The following is a 17,603-nucleotide window of genomic DNA, read 5'->3' on the forward strand; positions in this document are numbered from 1 at the left end:
ACCGTGCCAGGCCCGGGGAGGACGCGTGCGGTCAGAACTCGCCGAACGCCTGGATCTCGTAGATGGAGCCGCCGTTACCGCTGGATCCGGTGACGGTCAGCCGCAGGTAGCGGGCGGTGACGGGCTGGTCGGGGAGCGAGTAGTTGGTCGCCGAGACGGTGTTCTCGGAGGTGTGGTCGTCGAGCGTCGACCACGTGGTGCCGTCGGTCGAGTACTCCAGGCGGTACTTGTAGCCACGGGGCAACTCGAAGGTGGTCACCACGCCGGAGACGCTGGTGTCCTTGCCCAGGTCCACCTGGATCCAGGACGGGTCGGGCAGGCCGAGACCCTGCGCCCAGCGGGTGGACAGGTCGCCGTCCACCGCCTTCGCGGGGAAGTTCTGCTCCGAGTCCGACGAAGCGGTGACCGCCTTGTTCAGCGCCAGATTGTTTGCGGCCGGAGTGGTGAAGACGGCCGCCTCACTGGGCTCCGAGGCGTTGAGTACGGCGTCACGGGCCACCACGGTGAAGGAGTACTCCTTCTCCGCGGTCAGGCCGGAGACCCGCAGGCCGGTGTCACCGGTGACGGCGATCCGCTGGCCGTCCTGGTAGACGACATAGCTGGTCACGCCGGTGTCATCGGTCGCGGTCGGCCAGTTGAGGTCCACCACGGTGGGCAGCACCGGCGTGACGTCGGGCTGTCCGGGGGCGGCGGGGGCCGTGTGGTCCGAGCTGGACGCGGGCGTGCCGTAGACCTGGAAGTCGTAGACGCTGCCGCCGTTACCGCTGGTCCCGGTGACCGTCAGCCGCACGAAGCGACCGGTGACCGGCTCGTTGGTGTGGGAGTAGTTGGTCGACGCCGTGGTGTTCGCGGAGGTGTGGTCCTCCAGCGTCTTCCAGTTGACCTCGTCCGAGGAGACCTCGATGCGGTACTTGTAGCCGCTGGCCTTCTCGAAGGTGGTGATCGCGCCGTTCACGTTGTACTGGGCGCCCAGGTCCACCTGGATCCAGGACGGGTCGGGCAGGCCGAGACCCTGCGCCCAGCGGGTGGACAGGTCGCCGTCCACCGCCTTCGCGGGGAAGTTCTGCTCCGAGTCCGACGAAGCGGTGACCGGCTTCTTCAGCGCCAGGTCGCTGCCGGAGGGCATGGTGACAGTCAGTTCCGTGCTCGTCGCGGACTCGTTGCCGGCCGCGTCACGGGCGGTGATCTTGAACTTGTAGGTCTGTCCCGCGGTCAGGCCGGAGAGCCGCACCGTGGTCTTGCCGGTGGCGCTGACGAGCTTGCCGTCGCGGTAGACGGAGTAGCCCGTGACGCCCGTGTTGTCGGTGGAGGCCGTCCAGCTGAGGTCCGCAACCGTCGGGAAGTCGGTCGTCGCGGCCGGGGTGCCGGGGGCGGTGGGCGCCTTGGTGTCGGTGACGGCCGGGTCCGGGTCGAGGTGACGGTAGGCCGGCTGGAGACCGGCGTTGTTCACGATCGAGGCCGGGAGCTGGGCGCAGGAGTCGACGGTGACATTGCCGCTGATGTTGCTGTTCGTGCTGTTGAACTGGGCGCTGTAGTTGGGCTGGGTGGTGAAGTTGCCGGTGGCGTTGATGTCGATGCCGTGGTTCAACAACAGCCACTGGTACGACACGTCACAGAAGGCGTTGCCCGTGTTCTGCCAGTAGCGGCTGCCCTCGTCGTGGTAGACGGCACCGTAGGCGTGCGTCGGAACGCCGTGGATGTAGTTGCCGGACACCGTGCCGCCGGGGTTGGCGCTGAGGGTGTAGATGGCGCCACCGTCGGCCTGCGACTTCATGATGTCGTAGATCTCGTTGTCGGTGACGATGTTGTCCCGGCTGGTCGTCGGGGTGTCCCAGACCGGTACGCCCAGGTTGTCGTCCGGGTAGTTGGTGTCGCCGCCCGCGTCGGTCAGGCCCCAGCCCCAGCCCACGGAGATTCCGCTGTAGGGCAGGTCGTAGACCTTGTTGTGGGTGATCACCGTGTGGTCGGTGTAGCCGGCCAGGATGCCGAGGGAGCCGTTGTACTGGTCGGCGACCTTGGTGACGACGTTGTTGTCCACCAGGGTGTTCTTGGTGATGTCCCGCGAGTCGTCGGGGTGGGCGTCGATCACCTCGACGCCGCCGATCTGGATGCCGGTGGCGGCGATCTGGCGGAAGACGTTGCCGGTGATGTCGGTGCCCTGGGTGCCGGTGTTCAGGTTCAGGCCGACGGCGCCGAGGTGGGTGAAGGTGTTGCCCTCGAAGCTGACGTCGTGGCCGTAGCTCACGTTGACGGCTCCGGGCGTCTTCTGCCACTTCAGACGGGTGGAGTTGAAGTCGGGGTTGCCCTCACCGACCATCCGGAAGCCCGCCTGGCCCTCGATCAGGCCGTCGGAGGAACTGGGGGCGAGCCAGGTGGAGTAGGAGAAGGTGATGCCCTCGAAGGACACGTTCTTGACGGGCTTGGCCCTGGTGCCGTTCAGGTCGACCAGGTCCTGGACGACCGGCACCGTGACGGCCGCCGTCTTCAGGTTCTGGCCGTCCTTGGGCATGTAGTAGATCTCGTCCTGGCTCTGGTCCAGGTACCACTCACCCGGGGTGTCCAGCAGCTCGCGGGCGTTCTCCAGCCAGGTGGGGGTCTGGATCTCCTGGCCTTGCTGAAGGTTGGCGTTGTGCCAGCAGGGCTGCTCCATCGTCATCGCGTTGCCGGAGATCGACTCCACACCGCAGCGCTGCAGCTTCCAGCCCCAGCTGCTCACGACCTCCAGGTCCTTGGGCTGCTTGTAGGCGCTGATGGCGCTGTCGGTGAACGTGTAGCCGGTGGACGTCTTGCTGAAGCCGGAGGGGTCCTTCGTGCTGCGCGCCCGGGTCTCCAGCTCGCCGTTCACATACAGCTGGCGGGTGTCGAGGTCGCCCACCTTGGCCTTGTAGACCTTGCCCGTCGAGTCGGCCGGGGTCCAGCCGGTGATCTGCTTGCCTCCGCTGATCACGGGCTTGGCGCCGGGGGCGGCCTCGTAGATGATCCGGGAGCCGTCCTTGCCCGAGTCCTGGGCGGTGAGGCTGAAGGTGCGGCTCAGTTGGTACGTGCCGGACTTCAGCAGCACATGGACGTCGCCGCTGACCTTCTTCTTGGCCTCACGCACATAGTCCCGCGCGTATTCCAGCGTCTTGAACGGATGCGCGGAGGTGCCGGTGCCGGAGTTCTTGCCGGTCGGCGAGACATAGACGTTCAGGCCCTTCGAAGGGGCTGCCTGGGCCGACCCGGCGGCCAGCGGCGCCGTGATCGTGGCCAGGGACAGGGCGGCTACCAGCACTCTTCGGAGCGGCACAATTATTCTTCCGCGGGCAGCCGGTGAAGGCTGCCCGGGCAGTGCAGACGGTGCAGACACGGAAATCCAATCGCCTGAATGACATGACATCTGGGGGCCCGGTCGTCCTCCGGGTTCCTCCGGCGTTGGCGGCTCGCGAGGGCTCATCGCCTGGTTCACGAGCCGTGACGGCGTGATGCGGCCTTACGACGCGGACGCGTCCGGCGACCGCGGTTCGTCCGCGGTACCGGTACTCCTCGACGGCTGCACCGGCGTGCCGGAAGCGCCTCGACTGTCCAGGTTGAACAGCCGGTCGCGGATCTTTCTTTCGAACTGGCTCTGCGTGGTGGCGATGTGCGCCACCATCAGCTCCGCCGCGAGATCGGCCTCCCCCGCGGCGACCGCCTCAGTTATGGCGAGGTGCTGTCCTGCTGCCACTTCCAGCGACCCTGGTGCGTCACCGTGGAACAGCAGGACGTCGGACTGTGAGGCGAGGCGCCGTACGCCGGCGACGCTCGATCTCAGGAACACGTTGTGCGCGGCGGCGCCCACCGCGTCGTGGAACGCGGTGTCGGCCTCGGCGAAGGCGTAGCCGTCGGCGGCCTTGCCCGCCACCATCGACTGCTCGGCGCACTCCCGGATGGTCCGGACCTCGATCGGCGTGGCGAGGGAGGCGGCACGGCGCGCCGTCTCCGACTCGATCACCGTCCGGTAGTCCAGGAGCATCAGGACGTCTTCCATGCTCGTCGGCCGGAAGTGCGAGAGCTGGTCGTCCACCAGCCCGCCGCCCGAGTCGGCGACGAAGATTCCCGCGCCACGCCGCACACTCAGCCGGCCGATGGCGGCCAGGACCTTCACCGCCTCGCGGGTGACATTGCGGGTGGCACCCAGGATCTGTGCCAGGCCCTGTTCGGTGGGCAGCCGGTCCCCCGAGCGAAGGTTCTGCTCGGCGATGTAGTTCAGCAGCTGCTCGGCGACCAGTTCGTAACCGGGCCGGTAACGGCCTGACGAATCGTCATTCCCTTCGCCAGGCAACTGCGTTGGAACTCCCACTGCGTTGTCCCCCTCATGCAAGGCCGGATCACTGCTCTGATTAATCAGGTTCATCGGTGGGGGCAACTATGACATCGGTGTTACGTGTTGAGAAGAGCGAGGAAGAAGTTCGTTCAATCGTCCTAAACAAAGCGGACTTAACGCATCAATTGCCGCATCTCTTTGGAACTATTGCGTAACAAGGGATCAGATCCTTATGGTCCTGGATGCCAGATGAAGCAGATCCTTCCTTGCTGGGATCGCTCTTTAAAGACAGCACGAGAGGTCGCGATGAGATTGGGCGCTTTCCACGGACTCGGTGCCCTGGTCACCGGCGGTGCCTCCGGTATCGGGCTGGCCACCGCCCGCCTGCTCGCCGCCGAGGGCGCGCGGGTGGCCGTACTCGACCTGACCGAGGCGGCACCCCGCTTCGCCGCCCACGTCCGGGCCGACATCGGCGACGACGCGTCGGTCGTGGCCGCCGTCGAGGAGGCCGTTTCGGTCCTCGGCGGTCTGGACGTGCTGGTCAACAACGCCGGGATCGGCGCGCAGGGCGGCATCGAGGACAACACCGACGACGAGTGGCACCGCGTGCTGAACATCAACGTCCTCGGGCTGGTGCGGGTCACCCGGGCCGCGCTGCCCGCGCTGCGCACCTCAGCCCACGCGGCGATCGTCAACGTCAGCTCGATCGCGGCGACGGCCGGCCTGCCCCAGCGGGCCCTGTACACGGCGAGCAAGGGCGCGGTGCTCTCGCTGACCCGGGCGATGGCCGCCGACCTGCTGCCGGAGGGCATCCGGGTCAACGCCGTCAACCCCGGCACCGCCGACACACCCTGGGTCAACCGCCTGCTGGACCGGGCGGACGACCCGGCGGCGGAACACGCGGCGCTCGCGGCCAGGCAGCCGCACGGCCGCCTGGTCAGCGCCGACGAAGTCGCCGCCGCGGTGGCCTACTTGGCCTCCCCGGCAGCGGCCTCCACCACGGGCACCTCGCTGGCCGTGGACGGCGGTATGGACGGACTGCGGCTTCGGCCGCGTAAGGAGGACTGATCGCCATGCAGCGCTTCGCCGCCGTGGTCCGGCTGCGGCCCGAGAAGGAGTCGGAGTACCGCGCCCTGCACGCCGCCGCGTGGCCGGCCGTACTCGCGGCCATCAAAGAGGCCAACATCGGCAACTACTCCATCTTCCTGCGGGACGGCCTGCTGTTCAGCTACCTGGAGTACACGGGGACCGACTACGCCGCCGACACCGCACTGATCGCCGCCGACCCGGTCACCCGCGAGTGGTGGACGTTCACCGACCCGTGCCAACAGCCGCTGGACAGCGCGGCCGAGGGGCAGTTGTGGGCCCCCGCCGAGGAGATCTTCCACCTCGACTGAGGGCCTCGGCCCACGTCACCTCCGTCCGTCCACCGACCCAAGGAACCGAACGGTGCGCATCGACGCCCATCACCACCTGTGGGACCTCGCGGTACGCGACCAGCCCTGGACCCGCGACCTGCTCACCCTGCGCCGGACCTTCACCGCCGCAGACCTGCGCCCGGCGCTCGACCGGAACGCCATCGACGCCACCGTCGTCGTACAGACCATCGCCGTACCGGAGGAGACACCGGAACTCCTCGCCCTGGCCTCGCAGGACCCGCACGTCCGGGCGGTCGTCGGCTGGACGAGCCTCACCGACCCGGGGATCGCCGACCGTCTCGCGGAACTGCGCGAGGGGCCCGGCGGCCCGGCGCTCGTCGGCATCCGGTACGGCATCCAGGACGAGGCCGACCCGGACTGGGCGGCGCGTCCCGAGGTCCGTCGCGGCATCGAGGCGGTCGGCGCCGCGGGCCTGGTGTACGACCTGCTCGTACGCCCGGACCAACTCGCCGCGGCCGTCCGGACCGTACGCGAACTGCCGGACGTCCGCTTCGTCCTGGACCACGCCGGCAACCCGGTCGTCGCCGCGGACACCCTGGAGCCGTGGAGCGCCCTGCTGACCGAGCTGGCCGACTGCCCCAATGTGGCCGTGAAACTGTCGGGCCTGGTCACCCGTACCGGCCCCGACCCCGCCCGCGATCTGCGCCCGTACGCGGACGTCCTGCTCGACACCATCGGCCCCGACCACCTGATGTACGGCTCGGACTGGCCGGTCTGCCTGCTCGCGGCCGGCTACGACGACGTCCTGGCCGTCGCCGAGACACTCACTGACCAACTGAGCTCAGCCGAGCGGGAGTCGGTCTTCGGCACGACGGCGGCGCGCTGGTACGGAATCGAGACCGCGGCCGGTACCGGAACCGCGACCGGGGCCACCGCATGACGGCCGCCGGCCGACTCGGTCGCAGGAGTGTCCGCATCAGCCCGCTGGGTTTCGGCGCCGCCCCCATCGGCAACCTCTACACCCCACTCGACGAGAACCAGGCCCTGGCCGCGGTCGACGCCGCCTGGGACGCCGGTGTGCGCTACTACGACACCGCCCCGCACTACGGCCTCGGCCTCTCCGAACGACGGCTCGGCGCGGCTCTCGCTCACCGACCGCGCACGGAGTTCACGGTCTCCACCAAGGTCGGCCGCCTCCTGGAACCGCACCCCGCGCCCACCGGGTCCGACCTGACCGCCGGGGGCTTCGCCGTACCGGACACGCTGATCCGCCGCCCCGACTACTCGCGCGACGGCGTGCTGCGAAGCCTGGAGGGCAGCCTGAGCCGGCTCGGCCTCGACCGGGTGGACATCGTGTACGTCCACGACCCCGACGACCACTTGGACGCCGCCCTCGGCCAGGCGCTGCCCGCCTTGTCCGCCCTGCGCGACCAAGGCGTCATCGGCGCGGTCGGCGTCGGCATGAACGCGGTCGCCCCGCTGCTGCGGGTCGTCGCCGAGGCGGACGTGGACGCCGTGATGGTGGCCGGCCGGTGGACGCTGGTCGACCGCACCGCCCGCCCGCTGCTGGACGCGTGCGCGGAGCGCGGGGTCTCGGTGGTCGCCGCGGCGCCGTTCAACTCCGGCCTGCTCAGCCGCCCCAGCCCGCCCGACGACGCCTTCTTCGACTACGGCCCCGCCCCGGAGGCGATACTGCGCCGCGCCCGGCGCCTCGCCCAGGTCTGCGCCCGCCACGACACGGTCCTCCCGCACGCCGCGGTCCGCTTCCCGCTCCGCGACCCCGTCGTGGCCGGTGTGGTGGCGGGATTCCGTTCCGCCGCGGAGGTCGTGTCGGCCGCACGGTGGGCGGGCGACGACCTGACGGCCGCCGCGTGGTCGGAACTCGACGCGGTCGCCGAAGAGGAGCTGTTCCCGGCCTGAGCAGGTCCGGCGAAGTCCGCTGCGGTTCGCCGACGCCCTCGATGGGCGCGGGGCTGTGACATCTTGCGGCTCCGCCGCGATGGGGGTCCCCCGCTCGGGCGAAGCCGAAAGTGGGAGCGACCAATCACGAGGGTGCCGCAGACGATCGGCGGCACAACGCGGCACTTCCGGCGGAGCGTCCAGGCCCTGTCGGGTCGGCCGTCACATCTCCAGGGTCGTGCCCATCCCGTGGGCGCGGGCGACCTCGTGGACCACCGCCGCCGCGGCGACGTCCAGCGCGGCGTGGCCCGTCGACTTGAACACCGTCAGCTCGTTCGGTTCGCGACGGCCGGGACTGCGGCCGTCGAGAACCGAACCGAGCAGGGTGATCCGGTGCGGCGGGATTCCCTGGAGTTCATGGGCGCCGGCCGGCGGCGCCGAGGACGCGGCACCCGGCCATTCGGCGAACAGGGATCCGGCGCGGACCGTGCGGGGGTCGAGTTCGGGTCCGTGCGAACCGCCGACGGAACTGATGTGGGCGCCCTCGGCCGGCCACGACGGGTCGAGCACCGGTTCGCGGGTGCCGGTGCAGCAGAACACCACGTCGGCTCCCCGCGCCGCCGCCTCGACGGAGCCCGCTGAGGCGTTCGGATGCAGATCCGCGAGCTGCCGGGCACGCCCGGGATCGCGCCCACCCACCACGACAGGCGTGCCGGGGTCGAGCGTCGCGAGCAGCTCGACCTGGGCTCGGGCCTGAACTCCGGTGCCCAGTACGGCGATCCGGGCGGGCCGGGGGCGGGCCAGCGCGCGCATGCCGATCGTGGCAACGGCGGCGGTGCGCACGGCGGTGAGCGGTTCGGCGTCCATGAGCGCGAGCGGGCGGCCGTCGTGTTCGTCGAACAGCGCCACGACACCGCGGTGTGCGCTGCCGCCGGACCGGCCGGGCACGGCGAAGACCGACACCAGCTTGGCGGCCAGGCCGAGGCCGGGAACGTAACCCGGCATCGCGCCGAGGAGTCCGGCGGGCGCCCGCGCGGCGATCCGGGGAGGGGCCGACGCCTCACCCCGGCTGATCGAGACCAGCGCCCGCGTGACCGCCGCGAGTACCCTCCCCGGGTCCAGCGCGGCCCGGGTCTGCGAGCGGTCGAGGACCAGTACGCCGCCGGTCACGCGGAGTCCGCCCGTGCCGGGGTGGCCGACAGACTCGTCAGCGCGTCCTGCAACGCGTCCGTTGCGTCGCGCAACTGCCGCTTCAGATCGCCCAGTTGAGGTTCGTCGAACTCGGCGTCGAGTCCGACCAGGGTGAGCGCGCAGACCGGCCACCCCTTCGCGGAGAGCACGGCGCGGCTCACGGAGGCGACGAGCTGCTCGGCCCGCCCGCGCTCGAAGGCGTAACCGGTCCGCTCGGCCCGCTCGATGTCCGCCAGCAGGCCGCCGGGACCGGCGAGCGGATGACCGGCCTCCTCGGCCGGGCGCAGATAGGGGCGCCGGGTGTCCTCGTCGAGCTGGGCGACCAGGGCCACCGGACCGGCGAACCTGTGCACGGGCAGCATCTCGTCCCGCAGGTGATTGATCATCTCAAGCCGCCGCGGACGTACGACATCGATCACCCGCGAGCGGTCGGCTTCCAGCACCTGGAGGTTGACCATCATGTCCGTGCGCTCCGAGAGGGCCTCCAGCACCGGACGGCCCACCGCGACCAGGGAGTTGCGCGCCGCCGAGTGCGACAGCTGGAGCGCGGCGGCGCCGAGGAGGTAGTGGTCGTCGGTGCGCAGCACCCAGCCGCGGCGGACCAGGTCGAGCAGGACGCGGTACGCGGTCGCGCGGTGCAGGCCGACCTCGTCCGCGAGTTCACTGAGCCGCTGTGGGCGGTCGGACCGGGCGAGGGCCTCGATCAGATCCAGTGCCTTGTCGACAGCGGAGCTCGACGACTTCGGCATGCGCGGCTCCCTCTTCCCGTACCCCGGTACCCCGGTGCTACATTTCCCACGTTACCAATGACGATACAGATGTTACATCTACTGTAACAACCTCGCCTGCGCCCCCATCACTGAGGGGCCGATTCGATGGGTCATTTCGATGGGTCATGAGATTCCCGGCACGCCGACTCCCTTCGCCGCGCCCACAGCGGGCTCGGTCGTGGTCTACCGAGGCGCGACGCTGATCGACGGAACGGGCGGCCCGGCACGGCAGGCGACGACGATCGTCACCGACGGCACCATGATCCGTGCGGTCGTTCCCGACGCCGAGATCACCGACGAGATCGCCGATGCCGCCGCGCCGGTCGTCGACCTCGCGGGCCGCTTCGTCATCCCCGGCCTCATCGACTCGCACCAGCACATCGCGACACCGCCCGACCGCGCCACCGCCGAGGCCGCGCTGCGCCGACAGGTCTACGGCGGTGTCACGGCGATCCGGGACATGGCCGACGACCTCCGTCAGGTGGCCGAACTCGCCCGCGCCGCGCTGGTCGGCGAGATCCCCGGTCCGGACATCCGCTACGCCGCGCTCATGGCCGGCCCGAGCTTCTTCGACGACCCGCGCACCCACGAGGCGGCACAGGGCGCCACGCCCGGCGCCGTGCCGTGGATGCAGGCGATCACCGACGAGACCGACCTGCCCCTGGCGGTGGCCATGGCCCGCGGCACCGGCGCACACGCGGTCAAGATCTACGCCGACCTGCCCGCCGGGACGGTCGCCGCGCTCACGGCCGAGGCTCACCGGCAGGGACTCGCCGCCTGGGCGCACGGCACGGTCTATCCCGCGAGCCCTGGTGAAGTCGTCGCCGCCGGCGTCGACTCGGTCTCGCACGCCACCGCGCTCGCCCAGGAGGGCACCAAGCAGCCCTTGACCACGTACAAGGACAAGCCGCCGATCGAGTACGACCGGTTCACCGACGGCGAAGACCCGCACCTCCAGGCCCTGTTCGAGCGCATGCTGCGGCAGGGCACGATTCTCGACGCGACCGCCGGCCTGTGGACGCACTACTTCGCGCCCGAGGAGACGGACGCCGATTCCCTGGCACTCGCCCGGGCCAACTCCCGCCTGGCGGCCACGATCACGGCCCACGCCTACCGTGCCGGCGTCCCCATCTCCGCGGGCACCGACTACGAGACCGATCCCGACCGCCCCTTCCCCGCACTGCACGACGAAATGGCCTTCCTTGCACGGGAGTGCGGCATCCCCGCGGCGCAGGTCATCCGCTCGGCCACCCTGGTCGGCGCGATGAGCATGGGCGCACAGGACGTCATGGGAACGGTCGCGGCGGACAAGCTCGCCAACTTCGCCGTCCTGTCGGCGAATCCGCTCGACGACATGACTCATCTCGGCAGTATCGAGTTCGTCGTCAAACGCGGTCACCGCTACGACCGGAGCGACTACCACCAGCCGCCCGACGCCGATCAGGGGACAGGCACCCCGAAGGGACACGACGGCCGATGACCAGTGCGACTCCCACCCACGACTACATGATCGTCAACGCGCTGGGCGTACTCGACAACCCCAACGCGCCCCATTCCGCCGCGGCGGCCGGCAAGCTCAGCCAGACCAGCGAGGACCTCACCGTCGACGCGCGCACACTGGCCGAGGCCCGCGCCTCCGGACTGACCGCGGTGAACATCACGCTCGGCTATGTGATGGGCGAGATGGAGCCCTACGAGCACACGCTGCACGAGATAGCGGTCTGGGACACGATCCTGCGGGACAACGCGGCCGACCTCGTCAAGGTGCGCAGCGCGGCCGACCTCCGCCAGGCCCGGCGGGACGGCCGGATCGGCGTCATCTACGGCTTCCAGAACGCCGTCGCGATCGGCGACGACATCACCCGCGTCGACACCTTCGACCAACTCGGCGTACGTGTGGTCCAGTTGACGTACAACCAGGCGAACGCACTCGGCGACGGCTCGATGGAGCCGCGCAACCGCGGCCTGACGCACTTCGGCCGCGAGGTGGTCGAGCGCCTGAACGACCGCCACCTCATGGTCGACCTCTCCCACAGCGGTGAGCGGACCTGCCTGGAGGCCGCCCGGATCTCCCGGCAGCCGGTGTCCGTCAACCACACCGGTTGCCGCGCGCTCACCGACCTCCCGCGCAACAAGACGGACGAGGAACTGCGCCTGGTCGCCTCGCGCGGCGGGTTCGTCGGCATCTACTTCATGCCGTTCCTCAACCCGTCGGGGCACGCCCGCGCCGCCGACGTCGTCGAGCACATCGACCACGCGGTCAGCGTCTGCGGCGAGGACCACGTCGGCATCGGCACCGACGGTCCGGTCACCGCCGCCGACGACCTGGACGCCTACCGGGCCGACCTCGCCGAGCAGATCGCCCGGCGCCGCGAGGCCGGAGTGAGCGCGACGGGCGAGGGCGACGACGCCTATCCGTTCGTCGTCGACCTGCGCGGTGTCGACCAGTTCCGCGAGCTGATCCGGCTGCTGGAGCAGCGCGGCTACCGCTCGGAACGGATCGAGAAGATCCTCGGCAAGAACTTCACGGACTACGCGGAGCGCATCTGGACCTCGTGATCCAGAGGTCCGCGGCGGGCGGTGCACCGGCATCGCCCGCGCGCCCGTTTCCGGACCCCGCCAGGTCACTTCGCGCACCGCACGATCGAGAAGCGGGACGGCGGCCCGCTCAGCCCGCGGACTTCTCCGACGCCTCGATGACGCGACGCAGCCCCTTGGTGAGCCGCTCGGCGTCGGTGGCCGTCTCGGGGTCGAAGGTCCACTGCGCGATGAGCCCCATCATCAGGGTCGTATAGAACTGCCCGACCGTGTCGACCTCCTCCTCCGTGACGTCCTCCTCCCGGCCGCCCATGAACAGCGGGACGAACCCCCGCGACCCCTCACGCTGGGCGCGCGCCAAGTGGTCGCGAACTTCGGGCAGTTGGTCCCCCATGGCCACGATCTCCATGCTCAGCCGCCACATCGAGTGGGGCTCACGCATGGTGCGGATGATGTTCGACCAGACCTCCTGAAACCGCTCCAGGGAGCCCGGCGCGGCGCCGCTGCTGACGCCCTCACCAGGGTCGAAGGCGTCGGACAGACCCTCCACCAGGGAGACGTACGCCTCTGCGAGGAGCTTGTCCTTCGACCCGTAGTGGTAGCCGATCGAGGCGAGGTTCGTCCCCGACTCCTTCACGATGTCGCGCGCGGTCGTGCGCACGAACCCCTTCTCCAGCAGGCAGCGCTTGGCGCCTTCGAGCAGATCCTCACGGTGTCCCATGCGAGCCAGCGTACCCCCGATCCAGACAACCGTACCAGACAATCGTCTTACACGTCCGTACTAGACAAGCGTTTAAGACGCTCGTACAGTCCCTGGCATGACGAACCCGAAGTGCACGACGAACACGTCAGGCACCCCCTCCGCCCGTGCCGGCCGTCGCGAATGGACCGCCCTCGGCGTGCTGATGCTGCCGCTGCTCCTGGTCTCGATGGACGTCTCGGTCCTCTACTTCGCGATCCCCTCGATCAGCGCGGACCTGGAGCCGAGCGGCACCCAGCAACTGTGGATCTTCGACATCTACGCGTTCGTGCTGGCCGGCCTGCTGATGACGATGGGCTCGCTCGGCGACCGCATCGGCAGCCGCAAGCTCCTCCTGTTCGGCGCCGCCGCCTTCGGCACGGCCTCGCTCGTGGCCGCGTACGCCAACAGTGCCGAGACCCTGATCGCGGCCCGCGCGGTCCTCGGCATCGGCGGCGCGACGCTGATGCCGTCGACGATGGCGCTGACCCGCACGATGTTCACGGACCCCGGCCAGCGCGCCAAGGCGGTCGGCCTGTGGTCCGGCGTCATGACCGGCGGTATCGCGCTGGGCTCGGTGATGAGCGGTGTCCTCGTCGAGTACTTCTGGTGGGGCTCGGTCTTCCTGGTCAACCTCCCCGCGATGGCGCTGCTGCTGGTCCTCGGCCCGATCCTGCTCCCCGAGTCCAAAAACCCGGAGCCAGGCCGCTTCGACCTCATCGGCGTCCCTCTCTCGATGGCCGCCGTGCTGCCCGTGATCTACGGCCTCAAGGAACTCACGGCCGAGGGCTGGCACACCGAATACGTCCTCTCGGTCACCGTCGGCCTCTTCTTCGCCTACCTCTTCGTACAGCGCCAGCGCACCGCGAAGTCCCCGCTGATCTCGCCGGCCCTGTTCCGCGGGCACGGATTCGCACCCGCTGTCGTCCTCAACCTCGTCTCGGCGTTCGGGGTGATGGGGTCGGCGTACTTCACAACCCAGTACATCCAGTCGGTGCTCGACAAGAGCGCGCTGGAGGCCGCGCTCTGGGCGCTGCTCCCCTCGGTGCTCATCGGTGTCGCGGCACCGGTCACGACCCACCTTGTGCAGCAGGGCGTGAACCGCGCATACGTCGTCACCGCCGGCTTCGTCGTCGCCGCGGGCGGCTACGGTCTGCTTGCCCTCACCGGGACGGACTCGATGTGGCTGGTGCTCGCCGGAGCCGGTGTCGTGGGCGCCGGGATCGTCACCGTGATGTCCCAGATGATGGACCTCGCTCTCGGCACGGTCCCCGTCGGCAACGCGGGCGCCGCCTCCTCCCTTCTGGAGACCGGCACGGAGTTCGGCGGCGCGCTCGGCATGGCCGTCCTCGGCTCCATCGGCACCGCGGTCTACCGCAACGAGATCCCCTCCGACGCACCGGTCGCGGCCCACGAGACCTTGGGCGGCGCGCTGGCAGTCGCCCAGCAACTGCCGGGCGACACGGGCCAGGCCCTGGCGACCGCCGCCCGAGAGGCGTTCACCAGCGGCATGCAGGCGGCGGCGATCGCGGGGGCGGTCCTCCTGCTGGGGGCGGCGGCGCTGGCCGCGGCGACACTACGGAGGGTGCGGGTACGGGAGACCGAGGATGCGGAGGCGGAGAAGGCGCTCGCCTGAGGCGGTTGTTTTCGCCCATTCCCGTCCCCAGGGGGGTTTTCAGCCCGTCCGGCGATTGAGGACGAGGCCGTTCAGGCCGACAGCGGGGGTCTGGGGGCGGCAGCCCCCAGGTACGGGACGGGTAGGGGCGGAGGGGGCGAGAAAAAGCCAACAGCCCCCTGTCGGTCCCCCATGCCAGGATGGTCCCGTGGCACAGACATTCGGTACGCCGTTCATCGGCCGGGCAGACGAACTCGCCCGGCTCACCGGCGTGCTGACCCGCGCCAAGAACGGCGACCCGCACGCCGTACTGGTAGCGGGCGACGCCGGCGTCGGCAAAACCCGCACAGTGGCAGAAGCCGCCACCCACGCCGCCGCAACCGGCATGACCGTCCTCACCGGCCACTGCGTGGACCTCGGCGACGTCGGCCTGCCGTACCTCCCGTTCACGGAGATCCTTGGCGTACTGGCCGCGGACGACCGGTTCACCGAGGCGCTCGCGGCCCACCCCGCGGTCAACCCCCTCCTGGGCACCGGAGGCGACGGCACCCACGACACCGGAAACCGCCTCCGCCTCTTCGAGGGCATAGCCTCCCTGCTCTCCGACGCCGCCGACATCACCCCCCTCCTGCTGATCCTCGAAGACCTCCACTGGGCGGACCAGTCCTCGCGCGACCTGCTGCGCTTCCTGCTCAGCCGCGGTCTCCTCCAGAGCCCGGCCTCGGGCGCCCCGCCGCATCCACTGGCGATCTTCGCCTCGTACCGCGCGGACGACCTGCACCGCCGCCACCCCCTGCGTCCCCTGCTGGCCGAGCTGGTCCGGCTGCCCGCCGTCGACCGGCTGGAACTGCGGCCGCTGGCCGACGCCGAAGTGGCCCGGCTCGTCCGGGGACTGCGCACGGACCCGCTGTCCGACACGACCGTCCGCCGTATCGTCGACCGCGCCGAGGGCAACGCCTTCTACGCCGAGGAGTTGCTCGCCGCCACCGCCGACCCGCTCCCCGGCGACACCGGCCCGGCGTCCGGCGCCATGCCGAGCGGCCTGGCCGACCTGCTCCTGATCCGTATCGAGCAACTCTCCGACACCGCACAGCAGGTGCTGCGCACAGCGGCCGTCGCCGGGCGCCGCGTCGAGCACGAGCTGCTGCGTGACGCCGTACAACTGCCGGAGGACGAGCTGGAGTCGGCACTGCGGGAGGCCGTCGGCCGGCAACTGCTGGTCCCCGGCGAGGACGCCACGTACTCCTTCCGGCATGCCCTGACCCGCGAGGCGGTGTACGCCGACCTGCTGCCCGGGGAGCGGGTCCGGCTGCACCGCACGTTCGCCAAACTCCTTGCCACTCAGGGCCATTCGGCCAAGAGCGCGGCGGAGCGCGCCCATCACTCGCGGGAGAGCCACGACCTCGCCGACGCACTCGTCGCCTCGCTCGAAGCCGCCGACCACGCCCAGCGGGTCGGCGCGCCCGCCGAAGAGCTGCGCCATCTGGAGACCGCGCTCGAGCTGTGGCCGGCGGTGGACTCCGCCGCCCGACCCGACGCCGACCCGGTGACCCTCACCCTGCGCGCCTCCGCGGCCGCCGCGCACGCCGGGGAGACGCACCGGGCGGTCTCCCTCACCCGCTCCGCTCTCGCCAGGGCCGGCTCGGACGCGGATTCCGAACTCGCCGCCCGCGTCCGCTACACCCTGGCGGGCAATCTGATGCGCGTCGACAGCCTGAAGGCCGCGTTCACGTACAGCAGCGAGGCGCTCGCCATGATCCCCGCCGAGCCTGCGTCACACACCTGGGTGTGGGCGGCGGCCACCCACGTCATGGCGGCGCGGTACATGGGCCAGGACCAGGACGCCGAGCGCGTCGGCCGCCAGGCGCTGCGCATGGCCGAGGAGCTGCAACTGTCCGACGCACAGGCCGACTTGATCATCTCTCTGGTCGGCCTGGAAGAGCACAACCGACGCACCGCCGAGGGCCGGGACCGGCTTCGTCTGGCGCGGGACCTCGCCCGGCGCGCGGGCCACGTCACGATCGAGATGCGCGCGCATTTCAACCTCGCCATCGGCTGCTACGAATCCGGCGACCTGGACGAGTGCCTCGGCTGGCTCTCCGAGGGACTGGAGCGCGCGAACCGCTCCGGGCTCATCTCCGCGCCGTACGCCCTGGAACTGCGCTACCTCCAGTCGCTCGTCCTCTACACCCTGGGCCGCTGGGACGAGTGCGCCCGAGCGGCCGCCGCCGATGCCGAACGGCTGCCCGCGGCGGGCGGGTTCGCGATCGGTCCCGCGCTGTACGTCGCCCTCGCCCGCGGCGAGGAGCAAGCCACCGAGCGCGCCCGCGCCCTGCTCGACGGGCCGTTCGACTGGATGGCCTCGCTCGTCGCGGGCATCGTGCTGACCGATGCCGCGGCCCTGCGGGGTGACGCCGAGGGGGCCGTCGCGTGCGCGCGCGACAACCTCGTCAGGCTCGCCGACGGCTCGGGCTCCGGGCGGCCCGACATCGGTGTGCGGCTCACCGCGCTGGCCCTGTCCGCCGTCGCGGACGCGGCCGTCGAACTGCGTCTCACCGGCGACGAGGCGGGGACCCGCCGCTGGACCGACACCGCCACCGAGCTGGTGGAGGTGGCCAGAGCCACGGCCGCGAAGGGTGAGGACGGCACCGAGCAAGGGCCCGAGGGACTGGCGTGGCTGGCTCGCGCCGAGGCGGAATGGCTGCGCGCGCACTCCGGTCCTGATGTCGCCGCGTGGGAGAAGGCCGTCGCCGCGTTCGGCTACGGCGACCCGTACGAGCTGGCCCGCTGCGAGCGGCGCCTCGCCGAGGCCCTGTTGTCGGCGGACCGCCGCGAGGAAGCCGCCGAGCATGCGCGCGCGGCCCGCGACACCGCCGTCAGCCTCGGTGCCGTCCCGCTGCGCGAGGCCGTGGACACCCTCATCCGGCGCGGTCGCCTCGCCGAATCGCCGTCCGCCGCCGACCGCATCGCCGCACTGACCGCCCGCGAGAGCGACGTTCTGCGCCTCCTCGCCCTCGGCCGCACCAACCGCCAGATCGGCGAGGAGCTGTTCATCAGCGGCAAGACGGCGAGCGTCCACGTCTCGAACATCCTCGCCAAACTGGGCGCCGCCGGCCGCACGGAAGCGGTGGCGATCGCTTATCGGGAGGGCCTGATCACCCCGGAGCCGACGACGTCCGCATAGTCCGTC

13 protein-coding genes are annotated in these 17,603 nt (G+C 70.7%); 8 read left to right on the forward strand and 5 right to left on the reverse strand.

The window, feature by feature from the left end:
• Positions 1-31 precede the first annotated feature (31 nt).
• Both AB0N66_RS05580 and AB0N66_RS05585 read right to left on the reverse strand, forming a co-directional pair.
• Positions 32-3,433, reverse strand: coding sequence for a discoidin domain-containing protein (locus tag AB0N66_RS05580; RefSeq protein ID WP_365429120.1), 3,402 nt, complete (start codon positions 3,431-3,433; stop codon positions 32-34).
• A 36-nt stretch (positions 3,434-3,469) separates the two neighbouring features.
• Positions 3,470-4,318 (reverse strand): FCD domain-containing protein, encoded by an 849-nt coding sequence (locus AB0N66_RS05585; RefSeq protein WP_365429123.1) that lies wholly within the window; start codon positions 4,316-4,318, stop codon positions 3,470-3,472.
• Between the two features lie 270 nt (positions 4,319-4,588).
• On the opposite strand from AB0N66_RS05585, the gene AB0N66_RS05590 reads away from it, so the two are divergent.
• The 4 genes from AB0N66_RS05590 to AB0N66_RS05605 are packed head-to-tail and all read left to right on the forward strand — an operon-like array spanning position 4,589 to position 7,581.
• Complete coding sequence (locus tag AB0N66_RS05590) at positions 4,589-5,350, forward strand: SDR family oxidoreductase (protein WP_365429125.1); 762 nt, start codon at positions 4,589-4,591, stop codon at positions 5,348-5,350.
• Positions 5,351-5,355: 5 nt separating this feature from the next.
• Positions 5,356-5,679, forward strand: a complete 324-nt coding sequence (locus AB0N66_RS05595; protein ID WP_365429128.1) for an L-rhamnose mutarotase — start codon at positions 5,356-5,358, stop codon at positions 5,677-5,679.
• A gap of 52 nt (positions 5,680-5,731) precedes the next feature.
• Entirely contained in the window at positions 5,732-6,601 is an 870-nt protein-coding gene (locus AB0N66_RS05600) for an amidohydrolase family protein (protein WP_365429131.1), read from the forward strand.
• Positions 6,598-7,581 carry an aldo/keto reductase gene (locus AB0N66_RS05605; RefSeq protein ID WP_365429134.1) on the forward strand — a complete coding sequence of 328 codons (984 nt, stop codon included), beginning with the start codon at positions 6,598-6,600 and terminating at the stop codon, positions 7,579-7,581. The genes AB0N66_RS05600 and AB0N66_RS05605 overlap by 4 nt, the downstream gene beginning before the upstream one ends.
• A gap of 201 nt (positions 7,582-7,782) precedes the next feature.
• Here the strand turns inward: AB0N66_RS05605 and AB0N66_RS05610 are convergent, their stop codons facing one another.
• Together AB0N66_RS05610 and AB0N66_RS05615 are read right to left on the reverse strand one after the other, a co-directional pair.
• Positions 7,783-8,730 carry an NAD(P)-binding domain-containing protein gene (locus AB0N66_RS05610; RefSeq protein ID WP_365429137.1) on the reverse strand — a complete coding sequence of 316 codons (948 nt, stop codon included), beginning with the start codon at positions 8,728-8,730 and terminating at the stop codon, positions 7,783-7,785.
• Positions 8,727-9,500 (reverse strand): IclR family transcriptional regulator, encoded by a 774-nt coding sequence (locus tag AB0N66_RS05615; protein WP_365429140.1) that lies wholly within the window; start codon positions 9,498-9,500, stop codon positions 8,727-8,729. The genes AB0N66_RS05610 and AB0N66_RS05615 overlap by 4 nt, the downstream gene beginning before the upstream one ends.
• A gap of 139 nt (positions 9,501-9,639) precedes the next feature.
• Here AB0N66_RS05615 and AB0N66_RS05620 point away from each other — a divergent pair, with 139 nt between their 5' ends.
• Together AB0N66_RS05620 and AB0N66_RS05625 are read left to right on the forward strand one after the other, a co-directional pair.
• Positions 9,640-11,001: an amidohydrolase family protein gene (locus tag AB0N66_RS05620; protein WP_365429143.1), complete on the forward strand. Its 1,362-nt coding sequence runs from the start codon at positions 9,640-9,642 to the stop codon at positions 10,999-11,001.
• Positions 10,998-12,080, forward strand: a complete 1,083-nt coding sequence (locus tag AB0N66_RS05625) for a membrane dipeptidase (protein ID WP_365429146.1) — start codon at positions 10,998-11,000, stop codon at positions 12,078-12,080. Before AB0N66_RS05620 ends, AB0N66_RS05625 begins: the two co-directional genes overlap by 4 nt.
• Positions 12,081-12,189: 109 nt before the next feature.
• On the opposite strand, the gene AB0N66_RS05630 is transcribed toward AB0N66_RS05625, so the two are convergent.
• Positions 12,190-12,780: a TetR/AcrR family transcriptional regulator gene (locus AB0N66_RS05630; protein WP_365429149.1), complete on the reverse strand. Its 591-nt coding sequence runs from the start codon at positions 12,778-12,780 to the stop codon at positions 12,190-12,192.
• A gap of 97 nt (positions 12,781-12,877) precedes the next feature.
• Here AB0N66_RS05630 and AB0N66_RS05635 point away from each other — a divergent pair, with 97 nt between their 5' ends.
• Together AB0N66_RS05635 and AB0N66_RS05640 are read left to right on the forward strand one after the other, a co-directional pair.
• Complete coding sequence (locus tag AB0N66_RS05635) at positions 12,878-14,434, forward strand: MFS transporter (RefSeq protein ID WP_365429152.1); 1,557 nt, start codon at positions 12,878-12,880, stop codon at positions 14,432-14,434.
• A 187-nt stretch (positions 14,435-14,621) separates the two neighbouring features.
• Positions 14,622-17,597 carry an AAA family ATPase gene (locus tag AB0N66_RS05640; protein WP_365429155.1) on the forward strand — a complete coding sequence of 992 codons (2,976 nt, stop codon included), beginning with the start codon at positions 14,622-14,624 and terminating at the stop codon, positions 17,595-17,597.
• Positions 17,598-17,603: the final 6 nt, after the last annotated feature.

This window comes from Streptomyces sp. NPDC093544 (genome assembly GCF_040683495.1).
Taxonomy (GTDB): Bacteria; Actinomycetota; Actinomycetes; order Streptomycetales; family Streptomycetaceae; genus Streptomyces.